Annotated in this window: 24 protein-coding genes; 18 read left to right on the plus strand and 6 right to left on the minus strand. The window is 61.9% G+C overall.

The window, feature by feature from the left end; all coding sequences use genetic code 11:
* The first annotated feature begins 79 nt into the window (after positions 1–79).
* The 14 genes from ccoN (U5A08_RS21780) (at position 80) to hemN (ending at position 14,254) form a co-directional block, all read left to right on the plus strand.
* Entirely contained in the window at positions 80–1,504 is a 1,425-nt protein-coding gene (gene ccoN / locus U5A08_RS21780; protein WP_253397857.1) for a cytochrome-c oxidase, cbb3-type subunit I, read from the plus strand.
* A 10-nt stretch (positions 1,505–1,514) separates the two neighbouring features.
* Positions 1,515–2,123 (plus strand): cytochrome-c oxidase, cbb3-type subunit II, encoded by a 609-nt coding sequence (ccoO, locus tag U5A08_RS21785; protein ID WP_253397860.1) that lies wholly within the window; start codon positions 1,515–1,517, stop codon positions 2,121–2,123.
* 3 nt (positions 2,124–2,126) lie between these two features.
* Entirely contained in the window at positions 2,127–2,333 is a 207-nt protein-coding gene (locus U5A08_RS21790; protein ID WP_247401676.1) for a cbb3-type cytochrome oxidase subunit 3, read from the plus strand.
* Positions 2,330–3,277 (plus strand): cytochrome-c oxidase, cbb3-type subunit III, encoded by a 948-nt coding sequence (gene ccoP / locus U5A08_RS21795; protein WP_247401677.1) that lies wholly within the window; start codon positions 2,330–2,332, stop codon positions 3,275–3,277. Before U5A08_RS21790 ends, ccoP (U5A08_RS21795) begins: the two co-directional genes overlap by 4 nt.
* Positions 3,278–3,760: 483 nt before the next feature.
* Positions 3,761–5,203, plus strand: coding sequence for a cytochrome-c oxidase, cbb3-type subunit I (gene ccoN / locus U5A08_RS21800; RefSeq protein ID WP_247401678.1), 1,443 nt, complete (start codon positions 3,761–3,763; stop codon positions 5,201–5,203).
* Positions 5,203–5,811 (plus strand): cytochrome-c oxidase, cbb3-type subunit II, encoded by a 609-nt coding sequence (gene ccoO, locus U5A08_RS21805; RefSeq protein WP_247401679.1) that lies wholly within the window; start codon positions 5,203–5,205, stop codon positions 5,809–5,811. The genes ccoN (U5A08_RS21800) and ccoO (U5A08_RS21805) overlap by 1 nt, the downstream gene beginning before the upstream one ends.
* A gap of 6 nt (positions 5,812–5,817) precedes the next feature.
* Complete coding sequence (locus tag U5A08_RS21810; protein ID WP_016775513.1) at positions 5,818–6,003, plus strand: CcoQ/FixQ family Cbb3-type cytochrome c oxidase assembly chaperone; 186 nt, start codon at positions 5,818–5,820, stop codon at positions 6,001–6,003.
* Positions 6,000–6,977 carry a cytochrome-c oxidase, cbb3-type subunit III gene (gene ccoP / locus U5A08_RS21815; protein WP_253397864.1) on the plus strand — a complete coding sequence of 326 codons (978 nt, stop codon included), beginning with the start codon at positions 6,000–6,002 and terminating at the stop codon, positions 6,975–6,977. The genes U5A08_RS21810 and ccoP (U5A08_RS21815) overlap by 4 nt, the downstream gene beginning before the upstream one ends.
* Positions 6,978–7,314: 337 nt before the next feature.
* Positions 7,315–8,730 (plus strand): cytochrome c oxidase accessory protein CcoG, encoded by a 1,416-nt coding sequence (gene ccoG / locus U5A08_RS21820; protein ID WP_253397866.1) that lies wholly within the window; start codon positions 7,315–7,317, stop codon positions 8,728–8,730.
* A 15-nt stretch (positions 8,731–8,745) separates the two neighbouring features.
* A complete protein-coding gene (locus U5A08_RS21825) occupies positions 8,746–9,285 on the plus strand; it encodes a FixH family protein (protein ID WP_253397868.1) in 540 nt (179 codons plus the stop codon).
* Positions 9,286–9,400: 115 nt separating this feature from the next.
* Positions 9,401–11,851 carry a heavy metal translocating P-type ATPase gene (locus tag U5A08_RS21830; RefSeq protein ID WP_253397870.1) on the plus strand — a complete coding sequence of 817 codons (2,451 nt, stop codon included), beginning with the start codon at positions 9,401–9,403 and terminating at the stop codon, positions 11,849–11,851.
* Positions 11,852–11,873: 22 nt separating this feature from the next.
* Entirely contained in the window at positions 11,874–12,092 is a 219-nt protein-coding gene (ccoS, locus tag U5A08_RS21835; protein ID WP_253397872.1) for a cbb3-type cytochrome oxidase assembly protein CcoS, read from the plus strand.
* Positions 12,085–12,768, plus strand: a complete 684-nt coding sequence (locus U5A08_RS21840; RefSeq protein WP_321848554.1) for a sulfite exporter TauE/SafE family protein — start codon at positions 12,085–12,087, stop codon at positions 12,766–12,768. The genes ccoS and U5A08_RS21840 overlap by 8 nt, the downstream gene beginning before the upstream one ends.
* A gap of 103 nt (positions 12,769–12,871) precedes the next feature.
* A complete protein-coding gene (gene hemN / locus U5A08_RS21845; protein ID WP_253397876.1) occupies positions 12,872–14,254 on the plus strand; it encodes an oxygen-independent coproporphyrinogen III oxidase in 1,383 nt (460 codons plus the stop codon).
* Positions 14,255–14,259: 5 nt separating this feature from the next.
* Here hemN and U5A08_RS21850 read toward each other — a convergent pair whose 3' ends face one another.
* On the minus strand, positions 14,260–14,757 hold the full coding sequence (locus tag U5A08_RS21850) for a hypothetical protein (protein ID WP_321848555.1): 498 nt from the start codon (positions 14,755–14,757) through the stop codon (positions 14,260–14,262).
* A gap of 155 nt (positions 14,758–14,912) precedes the next feature.
* Here U5A08_RS21850 and fnr point away from each other — a divergent pair, with 155 nt between their 5' ends.
* Together fnr and U5A08_RS21860 are read left to right on the plus strand one after the other, a co-directional pair.
* The gene (gene fnr, locus U5A08_RS21855) at positions 14,913–15,647 is read left to right on the plus strand and encodes a fumarate/nitrate reduction transcriptional regulator Fnr (protein WP_017845249.1); all 735 of its coding nucleotides are present in this window, start codon (positions 14,913–14,915) and stop codon (positions 15,645–15,647) included.
* An 81-nt stretch (positions 15,648–15,728) separates the two neighbouring features.
* A complete protein-coding gene (locus U5A08_RS21860) occupies positions 15,729–16,277 on the plus strand; it encodes an adenine phosphoribosyltransferase (RefSeq protein ID WP_253397880.1) in 549 nt (182 codons plus the stop codon).
* Positions 16,278–16,331: 54 nt separating this feature from the next.
* Here the strand turns inward: U5A08_RS21860 and recR are convergent, their stop codons facing one another.
* From recR to dnaX, 4 genes are all read right to left on the minus strand, one after another.
* Positions 16,332–16,934: a recombination mediator RecR gene (recR, locus tag U5A08_RS21865; protein ID WP_017845247.1), complete on the minus strand. Its 603-nt coding sequence runs from the start codon at positions 16,932–16,934 to the stop codon at positions 16,332–16,334.
* 66 nt (positions 16,935–17,000) lie between these two features.
* Positions 17,001–18,035, minus strand: a complete 1,035-nt coding sequence (locus U5A08_RS21870) for an NADPH-dependent curcumin/dihydrocurcumin reductase (RefSeq protein ID WP_321848557.1) — start codon at positions 18,033–18,035, stop codon at positions 17,001–17,003.
* Between the two features lie 169 nt (positions 18,036–18,204).
* Complete coding sequence (locus tag U5A08_RS21875) at positions 18,205–18,543, minus strand: YbaB/EbfC family nucleoid-associated protein (RefSeq protein ID WP_017527493.1); 339 nt, start codon at positions 18,541–18,543, stop codon at positions 18,205–18,207.
* A 43-nt stretch (positions 18,544–18,586) separates the two neighbouring features.
* On the minus strand, positions 18,587–20,629 hold the full coding sequence (dnaX, locus tag U5A08_RS21880; protein ID WP_321848559.1) for a DNA polymerase III subunit gamma/tau: 2,043 nt from the start codon (positions 20,627–20,629) through the stop codon (positions 18,587–18,589).
* A gap of 132 nt (positions 20,630–20,761) precedes the next feature.
* Between dnaX and U5A08_RS21885 the strand changes: the two genes are divergently transcribed.
* The gene (locus tag U5A08_RS21885) at positions 20,762–21,523 is read left to right on the plus strand and encodes a substrate-binding periplasmic protein (protein WP_321848561.1); all 762 of its coding nucleotides are present in this window, start codon (positions 20,762–20,764) and stop codon (positions 21,521–21,523) included.
* A 53-nt stretch (positions 21,524–21,576) separates the two neighbouring features.
* Positions 21,577–21,948 carry a VOC family protein gene (locus U5A08_RS21890; RefSeq protein WP_253397888.1) on the plus strand — a complete coding sequence of 124 codons (372 nt, stop codon included), beginning with the start codon at positions 21,577–21,579 and terminating at the stop codon, positions 21,946–21,948.
* Here U5A08_RS21890 and U5A08_RS21895 read toward each other — a convergent pair.
* The gene (locus tag U5A08_RS21895; protein WP_321848563.1) at positions 21,862–22,827 is read right to left on the minus strand and encodes a DMT family transporter; all 966 of its coding nucleotides are present in this window, start codon (positions 22,825–22,827) and stop codon (positions 21,862–21,864) included. The genes U5A08_RS21890 and U5A08_RS21895 overlap by 87 nt on opposite strands.
* Positions 22,828–22,869 lie beyond the last annotated feature (42 nt).

The raw sequence follows: 22,869 nt of genomic DNA on the forward strand, positions 1-22,869 counted from the left end.
GCTTACCTCGCTTTTTAGTCTGCCTATAACTCCAGCCCAAGTGTCGCATCTGCTTGGGTTGAACCGTGGATGGGGAACCATGAACACTACTTTAAGTACCGCCTATAACTACAAGGTGGTCCGCCAATTCGCGATTATGACGGTGGTGTGGGGCATCGTCGGCATGGGGCTCGGGGTTTTTCTCGCAGCCCAATTGGTGTGGCCTGCACTCAACTTTGACTTGCCTTGGACCAGCTTCGGCCGCTTGCGCCCGCTGCACACCAACGCGGTGATCTTCGCCTTCGGGGGTTGTGCGCTGTTTGCCAGCTCCTTCTACTCGGTGCAGCGCACCTGCCAGACCCAGCTGTTCGCACCAAAAGTCGCTCAGTTCTGCTTTTGGGGCTGGCAACTGGTCATTGTCCTGGCAGCGATCACCTTGCCGCTGGGTTACACCAGCTCCAAGGAATACGCCGAGCTGGAATGGCCGATCGACATCCTGATCACGATTGTCTGGGTGGCTTATGCCATCGTGTTTTTCGGCACTGTGGCCAAGCGCAACACCAAGCACATCTATGTCGGCAACTGGTTCTTCGGTGCATTCATCATCACCGTGGCCATCTTGCATATCGTCAACAACATGGAAATCCCGGTCAGCCTGACCAAGTCCTACTCGCTGTACGGCGGTGCGACGGATGCCATGGTGCAGTGGTGGTATGGGCATAACGCAGTAGGCTTCTTCCTGACTGCCGGCTTCCTGGGGATGATGTACTACTTCGTACCCAAGCAAGCCGAACGTCCGGTGTATTCCTATCGCCTGTCGATCGTCCACTTCTGGGCACTGATCACCCTGTACATCTGGGCCGGTCCGCACCACCTGCACTACACCGCTCTGCCAGACTGGGCACAGTCGTTGGGCATGGTGATGTCCCTGGTGCTGCTGGCGCCAAGCTGGGGCGGCATGATCAACGGCATGATGACCCTCTCGGGTGCCTGGCATAAGTTGCGCAGCGACCCGATCCTGCGCTTCCTGGTCGTCTCGCTGGCGTTCTACGGCATGTCGACGTTCGAAGGGCCGATGATGGCCATCAAGACCGTCAACTCGCTGTCCCACTACACCGACTGGACCATCGGCCACGTACACGCCGGCGCTCTCGGCTGGGTAGCGATGATTTCCATCGGCGCGCTGTACCACATGATCCCGAAAGTCTTCGGTCGCGAGCGGATGTACAGCGTCGGCCTGATCAACGCGCACTTCTGGCTGGCCACCATCGGCACCGTGCTCTACATCGCCTCGATGTGGGTCAACGGTATCGCCCAGGGCCTGATGTGGCGTGCGATCAACGACGACGGCACCCTCACCTACTCCTTCGTCGAAGCGCTGCAAGCCAGCCACCCGGGCTACGTCGTGCGACTGGTAGGCGGTGCGGTGTTCCTCAGCGGCATGTTGCTGATGGCTTACAACACATGGCGCACCGTGCGCTCGGCACAACCTGTCGAAGCCACCCCTGCCACGCAGATGGCCTGAGGAGTCAGTGATGAAACACGAAACGATTGAAAAGAACGTCGGCCTGCTGATGCTGCTGATGGTGCTTGCCGTGAGCATCGGCGGCCTGACCCAGATCGTCCCGCTGTTCTTCCAGGACGTGACCAACAAACCGGTGGAAGGCATGAAGCCCTACACCGCGCTGCAACTGGAAGGCCGCGACATCTACATCCGCGAAGGCTGCGTACAGTGCCACTCGCAGATGATCCGTCCGTTCCGCGCCGAGACCGAGCGCTACGGCCACTACTCGGTAGCGGGCGAAAGCGTCTGGGACCATCCGTTCCTGTGGGGCTCCAAGCGTACCGGGCCAGACCTGGCTCGCGTCGGCGCACGCTACTCGGACGACTGGCACCGCGCGCACTTGTACAACCCGCGCAACGTGGTGCCTGAGTCGAAAATGCCGGCTTACCCATGGCTGGTGACGGCGCCGGTCGACAGCAGCCATACCGAGACCAAGCTCAAAGTGATGCGTACCCTCGGCGTGCCTTACACCGACGACGACATCAACGGTGCAGTGGCCAGCCTCAAGGGCAAGACCGAGATCGACGCGCTGGTTTCGTACCTGCAAGTCCTCGGCACCGCCATCAAGAGCAAGAGGTGAGCCATGGGATTTGAATTCGATGCGGGCACCATCCGCGGCCTCGGCACGCTAGTCGTCGCCATCGCCTTTATCGGCCTCTCGCTGTGGGTATTCAACAACCGACGCAATGAAGAATTCGAGCAGGCACGCCTGCTGCCGTTTGCCGACGAACCCACCGCCACCCCATCCGACGCTCAAGAAGCGCCTGCAACAAGGAGCAATCGGCCATGACTACCTTCTGGAGTACATGGATCTGCGTACTGACCCTCGGCAGCCTGATCGGCCTGACCTGGCTGTTGTTCGGCACCCGCAAGGGCGAGACCAAGGGCAGTGTCGACCAGACCATGGGCCACGCCTTCGACGGCATTGAGGAATACGACAACCCGCTGCCCCAGTGGTGGTTCATGCTGTTCGCCGGCACGCTGGTGTTTGCCGTCGGCTACTTGATCCTCTACCCGGGCCTGGGCAACTGGAAAGGCGTACTGCCGGGCTATGAAGGCGGCTGGACCTCGGCCAAGGAATGGGACAAGGAAATGGCCAAGGCCGACACCAAGTTCGGGCCGATCTTCGCCAAATTCTCGGCCATGCCGGTGGAAGAAGTCGCCAAAGACCCGCAAGCGCTGAAAATGGGCGGTCGCCTGTTTGCCTCCAACTGCGCGGTGTGCCACGGCTCGGATGCCAAGGGCGCGTATGGCTTCCCGAACCTGGCGGACAATAACTGGCGCTGGGGCGGTTCCGCCGACGCGATCAAGACCACCATCATGGGCGGTCGCCATGCGGCAATGCCGGCCTGGGGTGAAGTGCTGGGCGAGGACGGTGTGAAAAACGTCGCGGCCTATGTGCGTCACGACCTGGCCAAGCTGCCACTGCCAGCCGACAGCGGCGCCGACCTGGTCGCCGGCCAAGCCACGTTCAACACCACCTGCGTGGCCTGCCACGGCCCGCAAGGCCACGGTGTCGAAGCCATGGGCGCGCCAAACCTGACCGCGCCAAGCGGCTTTATCTACGGCACCAGCCTGGCGCAGTTGCAGCAAACCATTCGCCACGGCCGCCAAGGCCAGATGCCGGCGCAGGAAGTGCTGCAAGGCAATGACAAGGTTCACCTGCTGGCCGCTTATGTTTACAGCCTGTCCCACAACGCTGACGGCGCAACGCCGCAACGCCAGGCACAGTAACGCTTCACCCCTGAACTGCCGCCCCTGATCCAGGGGCGGTAGCTCTACCCTTCTACGCGACCAAGTGTCGCACCCTTCCAAAGCACTGCTTTCCCCTCCTGCCATTCGGGTCTACGCTTGTCTGCACAGTGGATCGGTACGGACCGGTCGACGGTCGACTTGCACTCAATGGGTTGAACGCTTCTGCAGGGATGACAGGCGCAAAGGCAGGCAGTGACCGGCTGTCGCGCTACTGACCACTCATCACCTCTGCCGCGTGCTGACACACAGCCAGTCATCCGCCGGCGTGCCCCGAAAAAATTCCTGTCCGATCGATCAGCTTTTGATTTCTGATTTTGTCCTTACATCAAACATGGAAAGGGCGCAGAATCTGGCGTGGAACGTATTGACACAGGTCACCCTTGCGTTGCAATGGCACCTCGGTTTCTACATACTTGCGACCGATTTTTATCTATAAAAAAACCTAAACCGTGGAACCTTAGAATGAGCACAGCAATCAGTCCGACTGCTTATAACTATAAGGTAGTCCGCCAGTTCGCCATCATGACGGTGGTCTGGGGGATCCTTGGCATGGGGCTCGGGGTCTTCATCGCCTCGCAACTGGTTTGGCCGGAATTGAATTTCGGCCTGCCATGGACGACCTTTGGCCGCCTACGCCCGCTGCACACTAACCTGGTGATTTTCGCCTTCGGCGGATGTGCACTGTTTGCCACCTCCTACTATGTCGTGCAGCGAACCTGCCAGACGCGACTGATCTCCGACAGCCTCGCCGCCTTCACCTTCTGGGGATGGCAAGCCGTGATCGTCGGGGCCGGTATCTCGTTGCCGCTGGGCTACACCACCACCAAGGAATACGCCGAGCTGGAATGGCCCATCGCCATTTTGCTCGCGATTGTCTGGGTGACCTACGCGGTGGTGTTCTTCGGCACCATCACCAAGCGCAAGACCAAGCACATCTACGTGGGTAACTGGTTCTACGGTGCCTTCATCCTGGTGACGGCGATGCTGCACATCGTCAACCATGCGTCGCTGCCGGTCAGCCTGTTCAAGTCCTATTCGGCCTACGCCGGGGCGACGGACGCGATGATCCAGTGGTGGTACGGCCACAACGCCGTAGGGTTCTTCCTCACCACCGGTTTCCTGGGGATGATGTACTACTTCGTGCCGAAACAGGCCGAACGTCCCATCTACTCTTATCGCCTGTCCATCGTGCACTTCTGGGCGTTGATCACCCTGTACATCTGGGCCGGTCCGCACCACCTGCACTACACCGCGCTGCCGGACTGGGCACAGTCGTTGGGCATGGCGATGTCGATCATCCTGCTGGCCCCGAGCTGGGGCGGCATGATCAACGGCATGATGACCCTGTCGGGCGCCTGGCATAAGCTGCGCACCGACCCGATCCTGCGCTTCCTGGTCGTGTCCCTGGCGTTCTACGGCATGTCGACCTTCGAAGGGCCGATGATGGCGATCAAGACCGTCAACTCCCTGTCCCACTACACCGACTGGACCATCGGCCACGTACACGCCGGCGCTCTCGGCTGGGTAGCGATGATCTCCATCGGCGCGCTGTACCACATGATCCCGAAAATCTTCGGGCGTGCGCAGATGCACAGCGTCGGGTTGATCAACACGCACTTCTGGCTGGCCACCATCGGCACCGTGCTCTACATCGCCTCGATGTGGGTCAACGGCATTACCCAAGGCCTGATGTGGCGTGCGATCAACGATGACGGCACCCTCACCTACTCCTTCGTCGAAGCGCTGCAAGCCAGCCACCCGGGCTACATCGTCCGTGCCCTGGGCGGCGCGTTCTTTGCCTCCGGCATGCTGTTCATGGCCTACAACGTCTGGCGCACCGTGCGCGCCTCCGACCCTGCAGAAGCCGAAGCCGCCGCCAAGATCGCCGTTGTGGGAGCCCACTGATGAAGCATGAAGTAATCGAGAAGAATATCGGCCTACTGGCCTTCTTCATGGTTATCGCCGTGAGTATCGGCGGCCTGACCCAGATCGTTCCGCTGTTCTTCCAGGACGTGACCAATAAGCCGGTCGAAGGCATGAAGCCGCGTACCGCCCTTGAACTGGAAGGCCGCGACATCTACATCGCCAACGGCTGTGTCGGCTGCCACTCGCAGATGATCCGCCCGTTCCGCGCCGAAACCGAACGTTATGGCCACTACTCGGTGGCCGGTGAAAGCGTGTGGGACCACCCGTTCCTGTGGGGTTCCAAGCGCACCGGGCCGGACCTGGCCCGTGTGGGCGGGCGTTACTCCGATGACTGGCAACGCGCGCACTTGTACAACCCGCGCAACGTGGTGCCGGAATCGAAAATGCCGGCGTACCCGTTCCTCGTGGAAAACAAGCTCGACGGCAAGGACACCGCGAAGAAAATGGAAGTCTTGCGCACCCTGGGCGTGCCCTACACCGACGAAGACATCGCCGGTGCATCCGCAGCCGTGAAGGGCAAGACCGAAATGGACGCATTGGTGGCCTACCTGCAAGGCCTTGGCACCATCATCAAAAGCAAACGGTGATTCTTCATGGATATCGGGATGATTCGTGGCCTGGGCACCGTTGTGGTGATGGTGGCCTTTATCGGCCTGGCATTGTGGGTGTTCAGCCCCAAGCGCAAGTCGGAGTTTGACGACGCAACCATGCTGCCCTTTGCGGATGACCCCGAAGCCATCAAGCACGTCGAGCAAGCTTCTAGGAGTAACAAAGAATGACTACGTTCTGGAGTCTGTACGTCACAGTCCTCAGTCTGGGTACCATTTTCGCCCTGACCTGGCTGCTGCTGTCGACCCGCAAGGGCCAGCGCGCCGAGCAAACGGACGAGACCGTCGGCCACTCGTTCGACGGTATCGAGGAGTACGACAACCCGCTGCCGAAATGGTGGTTCATGCTGTTCGTCGGCACCATCGTCTTCGCCCTGGGCTACCTGGTGCTGTACCCCGGCCTGGGCAATTGGAAAGGCCTGCTGCCGGGCTACAACTACCTCGACAACGACAAGCAGACCGCCTTCGCCAACGGCCAGACCGGCTGGACCGGCGTGCATGAGTGGGAAAAGGAAATGGCCAAGTCGGACGCCAAGTTCGGGCCGATCTTCGCCAAATTCGCCGCAATGCCGATTGAAGACGTCGCCAAAGACCCGCAAGCCCTGAAGATGGGGGGCCGTCTGTTTGCCTCCAACTGCTCGGTGTGCCACGGTTCCGACGCCAAGGGTGCCTACGGCTTCCCCAACCTGACCGACGCCGACTGGCGCTGGGGCGGCGAGCCCGCCACCATCAAGGAAACCATCATGAAAGGCCGCCACGCGGTGATGCCGGCCTGGGCCGAAGTCATCGGCGAACAAGGCGTGGCCGACGTGGCGGGCTTCGTGGTGACCAACCTTGACGGCCGCAAGCTGCCGGAAGGCGCCAAGGCCGACGTGGCCAACGGCGGGAAACTCTTCGCCGCCAACTGCGTCGCCTGCCACGGCCCGGCCGGTAAAGGCACGCCTGCCATGGGCGCACCTGACCTGACTCACCCGGGTGCGTTCATCTACGGTTCAAGTTTCGCCCAACTGCAGCAGACCATTCGCTACGGCCGCCAGGGCCAGATGCCTGCGCAGGAACAACTGCAAGGGAACGACAAGGTGCACTTGCTCGCGGCGTATGTTTACAGCTTGTCCCATGGGGATAAAAAGGCTCAAGAGCAGTAAGTCTGAGCAGCAACCAAAAGGCCCATTCATTGAAAAATGATGGGCCTTTTTTTGTTGCACATATTCTGAAAACACCGAAGGTTCAATGTGGGAGCAAGCCCCCTCCCACACTGGATCGTCAGTGTTTTGAAGACTGAGCCCGCAAAAACCGTCCATACTTCACAAGTCAATTGATCCACGTCACCTACACCATCAATTGATTTCCCCCAACGCGACCAAAGGTCGCACCCTTTGCGCGTCATCGGGGGCGTATCATTACGCCACTGCAAGACCCTTCATTTGACCCCGACCGGCACGTACTGGCCGAGGCAAATCTCCACCGCCGTGGGATGCAATGATGAGCAACCAAATACCGGTACAAGACGTTACTCCACCTGCCAAAAACTCCAACAACGGTGTCGACCTCTACGCGTCGCGAGAGAAAATCTACACCCGCGCCTTCACGGGCCTGTTCCGCAACCTGCGCATGCTTGGCGGCGCCGGCCTGTTCCTGCTCTACTTCGGCACGGTGTGGCTGAACTGGGGTGGCCACCAGGCCGTATGGTGGAACCTGCCGGAACGTAAGTTCTTTATCTTCGGTGCAACCTTCTGGCCCCAGGACTTCATCCTCCTCTCGGGCATCCTGATCGTCGCGGCCTTTGGCCTGTTCTTCATCACGGTGTACGCCGGACGCATCTGGTGCGGGTATACCTGCCCGCAAAGCGTGTGGACGTGGATCTTCATGTGGTGCGAAAAAGTCACCGAAGGCGACCGTAACCAGCGTATCAAGCTGGACAAGGCGCCGATGGGGGCCAACAAGTTCCTGCGCAAATTCAGCAAGCACACGCTGTGGCTGCTGATCGGCTTTGTCACCGGCATGACCTTCGTCGGTTACTTCTCACCGATCCGCGAACTGGTGTTTGACTTCTTTACCGGCCAGGCCGATGGCTGGTCGTATTTCTGGGTCGGCTTCTTCACCCTCGCCACCTACGGCAACGCCGGCTGGCTGCGCGAACAGGTGTGCATCTACATGTGCCCCTACGCGCGCTTCCAAAGCGTGATGTTCGACAAAGACACCCTGATCGTCTCCTACGACCCGCGTCGCGGCGAAGTCCGTGGCCCGCGCAAAAAAGGCAGCGACTACAAGGCCCAAGGCCTGGGCGATTGCATCGAGTGTACGATGTGCGTACAGGTGTGCCCGACCGGCATCGACATCCGTGATGGCCTGCAAATCGAGTGCATCGGCTGTGCCGCGTGCATCGACGCCTGCGACAACATCATGGACAAGATGGACTACCCGCGCGGCCTGATCAGCTACACCACCGAACACAACCTGTCCGGGCAGAAAACCCACAAGCTGCGTCCGCGCCTGATCGGCTATGCGCTGGTGTTGCTGGCAATGATGAGCCTGTTGGCCACGGCATTCTTCATGCGTTCGCTGGTGGGTTTCGACGTCAGCAAAGACCGCGTGCTGTACCGCGAAAACGCCGAAGGGCGGATCGAAAACGTCTACAGCCTGAAGATCATGAACAAGGATCAGCGCGACCATACCTACGTGCTTGACGCTGCCGGCCTGCCGGACCTCAAGCTGCAAGGCCGCCGCGAAATCAAGGTGGCTGCCGGCGACATCGTCAGCATGCCGGTAGAACTGTCGAGCGCGCCGGAACAACTGCCATCGAGCACCAACGAGGTGATGTTTATCCTCAAGGATGCCGATGACACCAGCATTCATATTGAAGCCAAGAGCCGATTCATCGGCCCACAAGTTCGTTAACGAGAGAGCAGAACAATGCCCGTAACCACTGCCGCAAGTCCCTGGTACAAGCACCTCTGGCCCTGGATCATCATCGCAATCCTGGCCTGCTCGGTGACCTTGACCTTGTCCATGGTGACCATTGCAGTGAACAACCCGGACAACCTGGTCAACGACAACTATTACGAGGCTGGCAAAGGCATCAATCGCTCCCTGGACCGCGAACGCCTGGCCCAGACCCTGCAACTGCGCGCCAAGGTGCATCTGGATGAGCTGACCGGCGAAGTCGAACTGCACCTCACCGGCTACAGCAACCCGACGAGCCTGCAACTGAACCTGATTTCGCCGACCCAGCCGGAGAAAGACCGCAAGATCAACCTGGCCCGCAGCGACAGCGAACCCGGTCGCTACATCGGCCAGGTCACCGACAAGGTCGAAGGCCGGCGCTTCGTCGAACTGCTCGGTGTGGAAGGCGACAGGACCTGGCGCTTGTTCGAAGAAGAACAGGTCAACCACGACAAGGACTTGCTGCTGGGGGATGAACCGCTGCAGGGTGCTGAAGACCTGAAGAAGTAAACAGGCTGCGCTTCGCGCATCGCGGGCAAGCCCGCTCCCATATGGACACCGCGATCCACTGTGGGAGCGGGCTTGCCCGCGATGAGGCCCTACCCGCCACCAAAGATCTAACGCCATGACCACCCCAACCCCCTGTTACCACTGCGCCCTGCCCGTTCCACCCGGTAGCCGCTTCACCGCCGTGATCCTCGGCGAGCGCCGCGAACTCTGCTGCCCGGGCTGCCAGGCAGTAGCCGAAGCAATCGTGGCGGGCGGGTTGGAAAGCTATTACCAGCACCGCAGCGAAGCCTCGGCCAACCCCGAGGCGTTGCCGGTGCAACTGGTGGACGAATTGGCGCTGTATGACCGCGCCGACGTACAAAAACCCTTCGTGCGCCACGACGGCGAACTGGCCGAAGCCACGCTGCTGATGGAAGGCATCAGCTGCGCAGCCTGTGGCTGGCTGATCGAAAAACACCTGCGCAGCCTGCCCGCCGTGGCCGAGGCGCGCCTGAACCTGTCCAACCATCGCCTGCAAGTGCGCTGGGCCGACGGGCAACTGCCGTTGAGCCAACTGCTCAGTGAGCTGCGCCACATCGGCTACGCCGCCCACCCCTATCAGGCAGACCGCGCCGCCGAGCAATTGGCCGGCGAAAACCGCCTGGCCTTGCGCCAACTCGGCGTTGCCGGCTTGCTGTGGTTCCAGGCGATGATGGCGACCATGGCCACCTGGCCGGAATTCAATATCGACCTGAGCCCGGAGCTGCATGTCATCCTGCGTTGGGTCGCGATGTTTCTGACCACGCCCATCGTGTTCTACAGCTGTGCGCCGTTTTTCAAGGGTGCCATGCGCGACCTGCGCACCCGCCACCTGACCATGGACGTGTCGGTCTCCCTGGCCATTGGCGGGGCTTACCTGGCCGGGATCTGGACCGCGATCACCGGCGTGGGTGAACTGTATTTCGACGCGGTGGGCATGTTCGCGCTGTTCCTGCTGGCCGGCCGCTACCTGGAGCGGCGTGCCCGCGAACGCACGGCCGCCGCGACCGCGCAGTTGGTCAACCTGCTGCCCGCCTCGTGCCTGCGCTTGAATGCTGAAGGTCAGAGCGAACGCATCCTGCTCCCCGAACTGGCCCTGGGCGACCGCGTGCTGGTGCATCCCGGCGCCGTGCTGCCGGCGGACGGGGTGATCCTCGACGGCCAGTCCAGCATCGATGAATCCCTGCTCACCGGCGAATACCTGCCGCAACCGCGTCAAGTCGGCGATGCGGTAACGGCCGGCACCCTCAACGTCGAGGGCGCGCTGACCGTCGAAGTCCGCGCCTTGGGCCATGACACGCGCCTGTCCGCCATCGTGCGCCTGCTGGAGCGGGCCCAGGCGGAAAAACCGCGCCTGGCACAAATCGCCGATCGCGCCGCGCAGTGGTTCCTGCTGTGCTCGCTGATCGCCGCCGTGCTGATCGGCCTGCTGTGGTGGCAGTTGGACGCATCGCGGGCGTTCTGGATCGTCCTGGCAATGCTCGTGGCGACCTGTCCATGCGCGCTCTCGCTGGCCACGCCGACCGCCCTGACCGCCGCCACCGGCACCCTGCACAAACTCGGTCTGCTGCTGACCCGTGGCCATGTGCTGGAAGGCCTGAACCAGATCGACACGGTGATTTTCGACAAGACCGGCACCCTCACCGAGGGGCGCCTGGCGCTGCGTGCGATCCGCCCCCTGGGCGCGTTGAACAGCGACCAGTGCCTGGGCCTCGCCGCCGCCCTGGAGAATCGCTCCGAACACCCGATCGCCCGCGCCTTCGGCCGCGCGCCCCTGGCCGCCGACGAAGTGCTCAGTTCCCCCGGCCTCGGTCTGGAAGGCTGGGTGGGCGAGCGCCAACTGCGCATCGGCCAGCCTGGCTATGTGTGCGAACTCAGCGGTTGCCCGATCCCTGCCGCGCCGGATGAAGCCGGGCAATGGCTGCTGTTAGGCGACCGTGACGGCGCCCTCGCCTGGTTCGTTTTGGATGACCGCCTGCGCAGCGACGCCCCTGCCCTGCTCGCGGCCTGCAAGGCGCGCGGCTGGCGCACGCTGCTGCTGTCGGGCGACAGTTCACCGATGGTCGCCAGCGTCGCCGCCGAACTGGGCATCGACGAAGCCCACGGCGGCCTGCGCCCCGATGACAAGCTACAAGTACTGCAACAATTGCACAAAGAAGGGCGCAAAGTGCTGATGCTCGGCGACGGGGTGAACGATGTGCCGGTGCTGGCCGCTGCCGATATCAGCGTGGCCATGGGCTCGGCCACCGACCTGGCAAAAACCAGCGCGGATGCGGTGTTGCTGTCCAACCGCCTGGACGCCCTGGTACAAGCGTTTACCCTGGCGCGACGCACCCGTCGGGTCATCACGGAGAACCTGCTGTGGGCTGGGCTGTACAATGGCCTTATGCTGCCGTTTGCGGCCCTCGGTTGGATCACGCCGATCTGGGCGGCGGTCGGCATGTCCCTCAGTTCGTTGACCGTGGTGCTCAACGCCCTGCGCCTGACTCGCCTGCCGAGCGCGCCGGCCGTCGGCGCCCCTTCAGTAACCCGTCCGCTACCGGCTTGAGCCACGCGGGCATGGAGTGCAGATGCCAGCTTTATACATAATGATTCCAGCGGCGCTGCTGATTGTGGCCATCGCCATCTATATCTTCTTCTGGGCAGTGGACAGCGGCCAGTACGACGACCTCGATGGCCCGGCCCACAGCGTGCTGTTCGACGATCAGGACCCAAACCACCTGGCCGCCATCGACGAGGCCAATAACCCCGAGCCCCCCGCCGACCCCAAAGATCCGCCCCATGCTTGATTTGGCGCCGCTGCTGGTCTCCGCGCTGATCCTTGGCCTGCTGGGTGGCGGCCATTGCCTGGGCATGTGCGGCGGCCTGATGGGCGCGCTGACCCTGGCGATCCCCAAAGAGCAACGCAGCCGCAGGTTCCGCCTGCTGCTCGCGTACAACCTGGGGCGTATCCTCAGCTATGCCACCGCCGGCCTGCTGATCGGCCTGGCCGGCTGGGCCGTGGCCAACAGCCCGGCGGCGATGTTCATGCGCGTGCTGGCCGGCCTGCTGCTGATCAGCATGGGCCTGTACCTGGCCGGCTGGTGGAGCGGCCTCACCCGCATCGAAAGCCTCGGTCGCGGCCTGTGGCGGCACATCCAGCCGTTCGCTAACCGTTTGCTGCCGGTATCCAGCCTGCCCCGCGCCCTGCTGTTGGGCGCGCTGTGGGGCTGGTTGCCGTGCGGGTTGGTCTACAGCACCCTGCTGTGGGCCGCCAGCCAAGGCAATGCGCTGGACAGTGCGGTGCTGATGCTGGCGTTCGGCCTGGGCACCTGGCCAGTGCTGCTGGCGACCGGGCTGGCCGCCGAACGCGTCACGGCACTATTGCGCAAGCGCAGTGTACGCATGGCCGGCGGCGTGCTGGTGATGCTGTTCGGGATTTGGACCTTGCCCGGCCCCCATCAGCACTGGCTAATGGGCCACTAAAAGGCCATGTGGCATAGCGCCGCTCCCCGTTGATGCAAATCAAGATGCCATATCCGCCACGCCCCTAGACTCGACCAATTAGTCTATCCGGGGGAACGCCCGCATGCTCGACGCCATTCGTTGGGACAGCAATCTGATTCATCGCTACGACTTGGCGGGGCCACGCTACACGTCCTACCCCACCGCCGTGCAATTCGACAGCCAGGTCGGTTCCTTCGACCTGCTCCATGCCCTGCGCGACAGCCGCAAGGCTGCACGGCCATTGTCGCTGTATGTACACGTGCCGTTCTGCGCAAACATCTGCTACTACTGCGCCTGCAACAAAGTCATCACCAAGGACCGCGGCCGCGCCCAGCCCTACCTGCAGCGCCTGGAACAGGAGATCCAACTGATCGCCTGCCACCTCGACCCGAAACAGACCGTGGAACAGCTGCATTTCGGCGGCGGCACCCCGACCTTTCTCAGCCATGACGAGTTGCGCCAGGTGATGACCTCCCTGCGTAAGCATTTCAACCTGCTCGATGATGATTCCGGCGACTACAGCATCGAAATCGACCCGCGCGAAGCCGACTGGGCAACCATGGGGCTGCTGCGCGAGTTGGGCTTCAACCGCGTCAGTATCGGCCTGCAAGACCTCGACCCGGAAGTGCAACGCGCGGTTAACCGCCTGCAAAGCCTGGAAGAGACCCGCGCCGTGATCGATGCGGCGCGCACCCTGCAGTACCGCTCGATCAACATCGACCTGATCTACGGCCTGCCCAAGCAAACCCCGATCAACTTCGCGCGCACCGTGGAAGAGGTGATCAAGCTGCAACCGGATCGCCTGTCAGTGTTCAACTATGCGCATTTGCCGGAACGTTTCATGCCTCAGCGGCGGATCAACGCCGATGACCTGCCGTCCCCGGCGGCAAAACTGCTGATGCTGCAAACCACCATCGAACAGCTGACCAACGCTGGCTACCGCTATATCGGCATGGACCACTTCGCGCTACCGGACGACGAATTGGCCATCGCCCAGGAAGAAGGCACCCTGCAACGCAACTTCCAGGGCTATACCACCCACGGTCATTGCGACCTGATCGGGCTCGGGGTCTCGGCCATCAGCCAGATCGGCGATCTGTATTGCCAGAACACCAGCGACATCAATAGCTACCAGCACGCCCTGGCCGATGCGCAACTGGCGACCAACCGCGGCCTGGTCTGCACCACGGACGATCGGTTGCGGCGGGAAGTGATTCAGCAATTGATCTGCAATTTCAGCCTGACCTTCGAGCAGATCGAACAGGCGTTCAATATCGATTTTCGCGGCTATTTCGACGAGATTTGGTCACAACTTGAGACGATGGCCGAAGACGGCCTGATCGAACTCGACGCACAAGGCATTCGCGTCCTCCCCGCCGGACGGCTGCTGGTGCGCTCGGTGTGCATGGTGTTCGATGCCTATCTGGAGCATCAGAACCGGCAGCGCTTTTCGCGGGTGATCTAAAGGCGCTACGCCATCGCCAGGGAAGCCGCCTTCATGGCGTCTTCGCCGCTCAGGCCTTTCATGGCTTTGGCCAGTGAGGCTTGTGCGGTCACCAGGCTCGCCTGCAGTGCGCTGAGTGAGGCCTGCAGGTTGCTGGCCTTGACCCGCGCCTGGTCAGGCGTCAGGTTCGTGTCCGCCATCACGGCGGCCAGCTCGGCCTGTTTCTTGGCGATCTGCTCTTTGATCTGACGGATCATTTTCAGCGTCTGCTGAATGTTATCCGGCAGGCCACTCTCTTCGATATCGCTGTTGGCTTTCTTCGCGGCACCCGCAGCCTTCAATGCCGCGCCGGAAATAGTCACGGTCACGCCCTCGACCGCCTTGGCCGGACTCTGCGGCGCTGATGTGGCGTCCTCAAGTGCTTTGGCTGCCTCGGCTTCTTTAGCCTCCGCCACTAGGTCTTTGGGCTCGCGAACCGCCGGAACCGGCAGCTTGGCAGCAGAGTTTTCACCGATGGAAAGCATGATGTGAGCCTCCAGGCTCTAAGGGACACTGACTTGTATCGGCATCGATACAATAATCTTTATCCCGGCATCGGTTTTTCGTCCATGCTGGCCTCTTCTACCCACAGTGCGTTACCCTTATGTCTTATGTGTGTTTTCCCACAAGGATTTAAGAAATGTCCGAGCCCGTTAAGCTGCGCGCTAACAGCCAGGCCCATTGCAAGGATTGCAGCCTGGCGCCCCTCTGCTTACCACTTTCATTGAATCTGGAAGACATGGATGCGCTGGACGAAATCGTTAAACGCGGGCGCCCACTGAAAAAAGGCGAGTTTCTATATCGCCAGGGCGACAAGTTCGATTCTGTCTATGCAGTACGTTCGGGTGCATTGAAGACCTTCAGCCTGAGCGACAGCGGCGAAGAGCAGATCACCGGCTTCCACCTGCCGAGCGAGCTGGTCGGGCTGTCGGGGATGGACACCGAGATTCATCCGGTGTCGGCTCAGGCACTGGAGACCACATCGGTGTGCGAAATTCCTTTCGAACGCCTGGACGAACTGGCCCTGCAATTGCCGCAGCTGCGCCGCCAACTGATGCGTGTCATGAGCCGCGAGATCCGGGACGACCAGCAAATGATGCTGCTGTTGTCGAAGAAAACCGCCGACGAGCGTATCGCCACCTTCCTGGTCAACCTGTCAGCGCGATTCCGTGCCCGTGGTTTCTCGGCCAACCAGTTCCGCCTGAGCATGTCGCGCAATGAAATCGGCAATTACCTGGGCCTGGCGGTAGAAACCGTGTCCCGGGTCTTTACCCGTTTCCAGCAGAACGAGCTGCTTGCCGCCGAAGGCAAGGAAGTGCATATCCTCGACCCGATCCAACTGTGCGCGTTGGCGGGCGGCTCCCTGGAGGGCTGATCCAGACACTTGCGGCCGCGCCAATCGGCAAGGCCGCAAGGTATACTTCGAGTCCGTTTTCCGCCCCAGGACTCTGCGACGATGACCTTCGATTCGTTCGACATCAAATCCCTGATCCGCCCTGTCATCGACTTCCCCAAGCCCGGGGTGATCTTTCGCGACATCACGCCGCTGTTCCAGTCGCCCAAGGCCCTGCGCCTGGTGGCCGACACCTTCGTCCACCGCTACGTCGAAGCCGATTTCAGCCATATCGGTGCGATGGATGCCCGGGGTTTCCTGATCGGCTCGATCATCGCCTACCAATTGAACAAACCGCTGATCCTGTTCCGCAAACAGGGCAAGCTGCCGGCCGACGTGTTGGCCGAGGGTTACCAGACCGAATACGGCGAAGCCTTCCTCGAAGTGCATGCCGACAGCCTGTGTGAGGGCGATTCGGTGCTGATCTTCGATGACCTGATCGCCACTGGCGGCACGCTGATCGCTGCTGCGAACCTGGTGCGGCGCATGGGCGCGAAGGTTTTTGAAGCGGCGGCGATTATCGACCTGCCGGAGCTGGGTGGCTCGCAACGCCTGGAAGATATGGGGATTGCGACGTTTTGCCTGACGCAGTTTGCGTTGAGCGAGCGCTGAGGATTATCACCGACACCACACAGCCCCCTCCCACACTTTGTCCTGCCGCGTGACTTAAAGCGCGATGGGTTTGCGACCGGCAAACGAATGCGCCAGGGTGCCACCGTCCACCAACTCCAGCTCGCCACCCAGCGGCACACCGTGGGCGATCCGCGAGGTGACCAGGCCTTTGTTGCTCAGCAGTTGGGCGATGTAATGCGCGGTCGCTTCACCCTCCACGGTTGGGTTGGTGGCCAGAATCACCTCGGTAAAGGTGCCCTGCGCTTCAATCCGCGCCACCAGTTGCGGAATGCCGATGGCTTCCGGCCCCAGACCGTCCAGCGGCGACAGATGGCCTTTGAGCACGAAGTAGCGCCCGCGATAACCGGTCTGTTCCACCGCGTACACGTCCATCGGCCCTTCCACCACGCACAGCAGCGTGTCATCGCGGCGCGGGTCGGCGCATTGCGGGCAGAGTTCTTCCTCGGTGAGGGTACGGCACTGGCGACAGTGGCCAACGCCTTCCATGGCCTGGCTCAAGGCCTGGGCCAACCGGGTGCCGCCGCTGCGATCACGCTCCAGCAGTTGCAGCGCCATGCGCTGGGCGGTTTTCTGGCCGACACCGGGCAAAGTGCGCAGGGCGTCGATCAGTTGGCGAATCAGGGGGCTGAAGCTCATGGGCGAAGGGTCCGACAAAACAACGAGACGCGGTTTATACCCGCGCCTCGGATTAGCGTCAAATGCTCAATCCTGCGCGACGCGCACCACCAACTTGCCGAAGTTGCGTCCTTCGAGCAAACCGATAAACGCTTCGGGCGCCTGCTCCAGGCCATCGACCACGTCTTCGCGGAACTTGATCTTGCCGTCACGTACCCACGGCGCCATGGCACTGAGGAATTCCGGCTGGCGATCGCCGTAGTCATCGAACACGATAAAGCCCTGGATACGCACGCGCTTGGTCAGCAAGGTGCGTTGCAGCGCCGGCAGTCGATCAGGGCCACTGGGCGCTTCATGGTCGTTATAGCTGGCGATCAGCCCGCACAGCGGAATCCGTGCCTTGGGGTTGAGCAGCGGTACCACGGCATCGAACACCTTGCCACCGACGTTTTCAAAGTAGATATCCACGCCCTTGAAACAGGCATGGGCCAATTCATCGGCGAAGTGCTCGCTTTTGTGGTCAATGCAGGCATCAAAGCCCAGTTCGTCCACCACGTAACGGCACTTCTCGGCTCCGCCCGCAACACCCACCACGCGCAAACCCTTGAGCTTGGCCACCTGGCCCACCACCGAGCCCACCGCACCGGACGCGGCCGCCACCACCAGGGTTTCCCCGGCTTTGGGCTGACCGATGTCCATCAGGCCCATGTAGGCGGTCATGCCCGGCATGCCCAGCACACCCAATGCCATCGACGGACTGGCCAGGCCGTTGGGCACCGGTATCAGGTTGCGACCGTCGCAAACGCTGTGGCTTTGCCAGCCGGTGGAGCCGACCACCAGGTCGCCCACTTCAAATTTCGGGTTGCGCGACTGCTCGATACGGCTGACAGCGCCACCCGTCATCACTTCGTCGATTTCTACCGGAGCGGCGTAGGACGGAGCATCACTCATGCGCCCACGCATGTAGGGGTCGAGGGACAGGTACAGCGTCTTCAATAAGACTTGGCCGTCTGCCAGTTCCGGCAGCGTCACGCGCTCAAGGCGGAAGTTTTCCGGGGTTGGCGCGCCGTGAGGGCGCGAGACCAGAACAATGCGCTGGTTAAGAATCGGTGCTTGAGGCATCGAGGGACTCCTTTATCGATGAGCGAATTCAATGGCATTAAGTGCAGACACTGGCCAAGGCGCCGAGGTTCGACATAGTTGCCGCCCGGTAGCAAATGCAGAGGGGTGAGCAGCCAAAAAAAATGCCAGGCGCGATGCCTGGCATTTCAGTCTAGCTAAGACTGGCCGATCAGAACGGCAGTTTCATGCCCGGAGGCAGTTGCATGCCAGCGGTCACACCGGACATTTTGTCCTGGCTGTTGGCTTCGATCTTGCGCACAGCGTCATTGACGGCCGCGGCGAACAGATCTTCCAGCACTTCACGGTCGTCATCGCTGACGCCTTCGAGCAGGCTCGGGTCGATGCTCACGCGCTTGATGTCGTGACGACCGGTCATCACCACGCTGACCATATCGCCACCGGCTTTACCGGTGACTTCGGCGTTGGCCAGCTCTTCCTGCATCTTGGCCATTTTTTCCTGCATCTGCTGCGCCTGCTTCATCAGGCCGGCCATGCCACCTTTCATCATGGGAATCACCTCAAAAGTACGTGGATCAATAAGTAGCCCGGTGTTATGACGCCTGGGGCACCGGGGCTTCGACAGGTTCAATAGTATCGTGACGGACGACCGCACCGAACTGTTGCATCAATTGCTGGATGAGCGGGTCGCCGTGGATCGACTCCTCGGCCTCGCGCTGGCGATTGAGGCGCCGGCGGGTCGCGGCCTGGGCCGGGGTTTCCTGCTCGGGCTTGATCAACTCGATGGCGATGGTCAGCGTGCGCTCGTGGTACTGGTTGAGGGCATCGTTGAGCCGGCGCTGCTGGGTCGCATTGAACAGGGCGCTGTGGGCCGGGTCCAGGTGCAGCACCCAGTGGTCGCCCTCGATGGCGATCAGGGTGCAGTTGGCGGCGATGCTACCGGTCATGCCGGAAATCGGCAGTTTCGGGAACAGCTCCAGCCATTGCAGGGCCAGGCCGGTGGCCGGCGCCGCAGCGGGTTCCGCTTCGGGTTCGGGGGCCGGCTCGGCAGCGTGCTCACTGGCCAGTTCGTCCAGGTAGCTGTAGGCCGAATCGATATCCGGCTCGATGTAGTCTTCGTCCAGCGGCGGTTCGTCGTCGAGGTCGATGCCGTGCGTTGCGGCGTCCACCTGGGCGACGGTCGGCTCGGGGGCGGGCGCGCTGACCCACTCCGGCGCGTCCGGCACCACGCTGTCCGGGGTCGGTGTGGGCATCGGCGTCAGCTCGGGCTGCTCGCTGGCGGTTTCCAGCATGGGCTCCACGGCGGGCTCAGCCTCCACCGGGGCATTCCAGGGCAAGTCGACCACCGGAGCCGGGGTTGGCTCGACCACCGGCTCAGGCGCGACCACAGGCGCGACAACCACAGGCTCAGGCACCGGCACAACCGGTGCAGGTGCAGGTGCAGCAACCACTGGCGCGACCACCGCTGCGCCAGCCACGGGTTTGGCGGAATCAACTGTGGCCTGGCTGATCCCCACTGGCTTTAGCGGCTGTCTCGGCGCGTCTGTCGAATCGGCGGGCCGGAAGGCCAGCATGCGCAGCAGGACCATTTCGAAGCCGCCACGCGGGTCCGGTGCGAGGGGCAAGTCCCGGCGACCGATCAGGCCCATCTGGTAGTAGAACTGCACGTCTTCGGCCGGCAACGCCTGGGCCAGGGCCAACACGCGGTCGCGGTCGCCGTGACCGTTGTCGACACCTTCCGGCAGGGCCTGGGCGATGGCGACGCGGTGCAGCACGTTGAGGATTTCCGAGAGCACGCCGTTCCAGTCCGGACCTTGCTCCGACAAGTGGCGCACAGCTTCGAGCAATGCCTTGGCGTCGCCTTCGATCAGCGCGTGCAGCACGTCGAATACCTGGCCGTGGTCGAGGGTGCCGAGCATCGCTCGCACATCGGCGGCCATGACCTTGCCTTCACCAAAGGCGATGGCCTGGTCGGTGAGGCTCATGGCGTCACGCATCGAACCATCGGCGGCGCGGCCGAGCAGCCACAGTGCGTCGTCTTCGAATGGCACGTTCTCGACACCCAGCACGTGGGTCAAGTGCTCGACCACACGCTCCGGGGTCATGTTTTTAAGGGAAAACTGCAGGCACCGCGACAAAATCGTTGCAGGAAGTTTCTGCGGATCGGTGGTGGCCAGGATGAATTTGACGTAGGGCGGCGGCTCTTCCAGGGTTTTCAACAAGGCGTTGAACGAGTGGCTGGAGAGCATGTGGACTTCGTCGATCAGGTAGACCTTGAAGCGGCCGCGGCTCGGCGCGTACTGCACGTTATCGAGCAACTCGCGAGTGTCTTCGACCTTGGTGCGGCTCGCGGCATCGATCTCGATCAGGTCGACGAAACGCCCTTCGTCGATCTCGCGGCACACCGAGCAGGTGCCGCAGGGCGTCGAGGTGATACCCGTTTCGCAGTTCAGGCATTTGGCAATGATTCGGGCAATGGTAGTCTTGCCGACACCGCGAGTACCGGTAAACAGGTAGGCGTGGTGTAGCCGTTGGCTGTCCAAGGCATTGATCAGAGCCTTGAGCACATGGGTCTGGCCGACCATTTCGCGGAACGAGCGCGGGCGCCATTTACGTGCAAGAACCTGATAACTCATCGAAAACCGTCGCAACTGAGAAGCGGAGCCGGTAATGCTAGCGGAGCAAGGGGGAAATTGCATCCGGCACGCTTGCCTAATCTGACTAAGATTGCCTGATTGGCCATGAAAAGGCCTGAACCCGGAGAGTGTATGCGCGTAGTCCTGGGCGCTTTATGGATAATCACCACGGCCTGCCTGGCGGCGCCCGCACCGTTGCGCTTCTCGGTTTCCGACAGTTGGGCGATGCCCATGGTGCAGGTGGAGGACGGCCGACCCACCCAGGGCATTTTGTATGACCTGATGTTGAGCCTGGCCACCCAGGTCGGCCGCCCGGTCGAGTTCCACGTACTGTCCCGCGCACGCATTGCCAACGCGATGGCCCACGGCGACATCGATGTGCGCTGTTATGTCACCCAGGCCTGGCTCGACAATTTGTCTGACGACTACATCTGGAGCCTACCGCTGCTGGTCCAGCGCAACGTATTGGTCAGCGCTCACAGCCATCCGGTGCAAGTGACCCGGCTGGCGCCGCAGTCGATCGGAACAGTGCTCAATTACCGCTACTCCACACTCGACCCGCTGTTCGCCAACGGCCAATTGAGGCGCGACGACGCCCGCAGCGAAGAGCAGGTGCTGCACAAACTGGTGGCCGGGCGCTTCAAGTATGCGGTGGCCAACGAATGGATCGTCGACCGCTTCAACCAGAACCTGCCGATGGATCAGCGACTGTACAAAGTTGCCATGGTCGAGGAGCAAAGCCTGGGCTGCGTCGTGCGCAACGACCCGGACCTGCCGGTGCAACAAATCCTGCGCACCCTGCTGCAGATGAAGACGTCAGGCGAAATCGACGACATCATCAAGCTGTACACCGGCGAAAACGCAGTGCCCTTGCACGCTCCTGACAAGAACTGACAGAGCCACCTTATAGACTGGGCTCAACCAACCCCCGTTCTCAAGGAGCCCCCATGAACACCGTTGCTCATTACTTCCTGCTGTATGTCGACAGCCCCGCCACCAGCGCCAACTTCTACAGCCGCCTGCTGGACAAAGCACCGGTTGAATTGAACCCGACCTTTGCCCTGTTCATTCTCAATAATGGTGTAAAGCTGGGCCTGTGGTCGCGCCACACCGTGGAACCGGCGGCCCAAGCCACGGGCGGCGGCGGCGAAGTGGGTTTCGCCCTGCCCGACCAAGCCGCCGTGGACACCCTGCACGACCAATGGCTGGAACGTGGCGCCACGATCATTCAGTCACCGACCGTCGTGGACTTTGGCTACACCTTTGTCGCCCAGGACCTCGACGGCCATCGGTTGCGGGCGTTCTGCATGAGCGACTGAGCAGCGCCGCCAGCGTCCTTCCAGGCTGATGGCCGCCACACTGGCAAGCACAATCACCGCGCCGAGCATCACCTGCCCGGCAAGGTGCTCGCCCAGCAGTGTCGCCGCCATCGCCATGGCCACCGGGGGAACCAGGTACATCGCCACCGATGCACGGCTGACCTCGACATGCTTCAACACGTAGGCCCAGGCAAGGTACGCCAGGGCGCTGGGGAAAATGCCCAGGACCAGCACCGCCAGGTTTTCCGGCCAGGGCGCCTGCGCCATGGCGGCGGGCAGGCCGGGCAGGTTCACGCAGAGCATCAGGGTGCCCGACCACACCATGTAGCACGCCAGGGTCAACGGGCTGTAGCGGTGGGCATAGTGCTTCTGGATGGCGAAATACACGCTCCACGACACCGCCGCCAGCAGGATCAACAGACCACGTGGATCGATGTCACCCACCCCCTGCTCACCCCAGATCACCACCAGCACGCCGAGCAACCCCAGCAATACGCAGCTCCAGCGCCAGGCGCTGATCCGCTCCTTCAAGCCAAAAAACGCAATCAGCACACTGAACAGCGGTGCCGACTGCGCCAATACACTGGATGCCGCCGCTGTCACCCATTGCTGCCCGTAGTTGAGGCAGGTGTGATGCAGGAACACCCCGAAAAATCCCAGCACCAGCAACCATGGCACATCCCGCAGGCGCGGCTGGCTGATGCCCTGCACCAACGCCACACCCCCCATGAACACCGATGCGACCAGAAACCGCAACAACGCCAACTGGCCGGGGCTATAACTGTGCAGCCCCACGTGTACGCCAATCGGCGAATAGGCCCAACAGAGGATCACGCTGGCGATGACTAGCGTAAGCTTTGCGGGTGACGGGGCATTCATCGACGGCATCCAGAAACAGAAAAGGAGTGCCGCCAGTCTTGG

The sequence above is a fragment of the Pseudomonas paraveronii genome (assembly GCF_963681955.1).
Lineage (GTDB): Bacteria > Pseudomonadota > Gammaproteobacteria > Pseudomonadales > Pseudomonadaceae > Aquipseudomonas > Aquipseudomonas paraveronii.

Coding starts and splice junctions, on each gene's coding strand:
- recR (WP_017845247.1), bottom strand. CDS start 16,934: ATGAGCTTCAGCCCCCTGATTCGCCAACTGATCGACGCCCTGCGCACT.
- U5A08_RS21790 (WP_247401676.1), top strand. CDS start 2,127: ATGGGATTTGAATTCGATGCGGGCACCATCCGCGGCCTCGGCACGCTA.
- ccoG (WP_253397866.1), top strand. CDS start 7,315: ATGAGCAACCAAATACCGGTACAAGACGTTACTCCACCTGCCAAAAAC.
- U5A08_RS21870 (WP_321848557.1), bottom strand. CDS start 18,035: ATGCCTCAAGCACCGATTCTTAACCAGCGCATTGTTCTGGTCTCGCGC.
- hemN (WP_253397876.1), top strand. CDS start 12,872: ATGCTCGACGCCATTCGTTGGGACAGCAATCTGATTCATCGCTACGAC.
- U5A08_RS21850 (WP_321848555.1), bottom strand. CDS start 14,757: ATGCTTTCCATCGGTGAAAACTCTGCTGCCAAGCTGCCGGTTCCGGCG.
- ccoP (WP_247401677.1), top strand. CDS start 2,330: ATGACTACCTTCTGGAGTACATGGATCTGCGTACTGACCCTCGGCAGC.
- U5A08_RS21875 (WP_017527493.1), bottom strand. CDS start 18,543: ATGATGAAAGGTGGCATGGCCGGCCTGATGAAGCAGGCGCAGCAGATG.
- ccoN (WP_247401678.1), top strand. CDS start 3,761: ATGAGCACAGCAATCAGTCCGACTGCTTATAACTATAAGGTAGTCCGC.
- U5A08_RS21890 (WP_253397888.1), top strand. CDS start 21,577: ATGAACACCGTTGCTCATTACTTCCTGCTGTATGTCGACAGCCCCGCC.
- ccoO (WP_247401679.1), top strand. CDS start 5,203: ATGAAGCATGAAGTAATCGAGAAGAATATCGGCCTACTGGCCTTCTTC.
- ccoS (WP_253397872.1), top strand. CDS start 11,874: ATGCCAGCTTTATACATAATGATTCCAGCGGCGCTGCTGATTGTGGCC.
- ccoN (WP_253397857.1), top strand. CDS start 80: ATGAACACTACTTTAAGTACCGCCTATAACTACAAGGTGGTCCGCCAA.
- ccoP (WP_253397864.1), top strand. CDS start 6,000: ATGACTACGTTCTGGAGTCTGTACGTCACAGTCCTCAGTCTGGGTACC.
- U5A08_RS21830 (WP_253397870.1), top strand. CDS start 9,401: ATGACCACCCCAACCCCCTGTTACCACTGCGCCCTGCCCGTTCCACCC.
- U5A08_RS21860 (WP_253397880.1), top strand. CDS start 15,729: ATGACCTTCGATTCGTTCGACATCAAATCCCTGATCCGCCCTGTCATC.
- U5A08_RS21810 (WP_016775513.1), top strand. CDS start 5,818: ATGGATATCGGGATGATTCGTGGCCTGGGCACCGTTGTGGTGATGGTG.
- dnaX (WP_321848559.1), bottom strand. CDS start 20,629: ATGAGTTATCAGGTTCTTGCACGTAAATGGCGCCCGCGCTCGTTCCGC.
- fnr (WP_017845249.1), top strand. CDS start 14,913: ATGTCCGAGCCCGTTAAGCTGCGCGCTAACAGCCAGGCCCATTGCAAG.
- U5A08_RS21885 (WP_321848561.1), top strand. CDS start 20,762: ATGCGCGTAGTCCTGGGCGCTTTATGGATAATCACCACGGCCTGCCTG.
- U5A08_RS21895 (WP_321848563.1), bottom strand. CDS start 22,827: ATGAATGCCCCGTCACCCGCAAAGCTTACGCTAGTCATCGCCAGCGTG.
- ccoO (WP_253397860.1), top strand. CDS start 1,515: ATGAAACACGAAACGATTGAAAAGAACGTCGGCCTGCTGATGCTGCTG.
- U5A08_RS21840 (WP_321848554.1), top strand. CDS start 12,085: ATGCTTGATTTGGCGCCGCTGCTGGTCTCCGCGCTGATCCTTGGCCTG.
- U5A08_RS21825 (WP_253397868.1), top strand. CDS start 8,746: ATGCCCGTAACCACTGCCGCAAGTCCCTGGTACAAGCACCTCTGGCCC.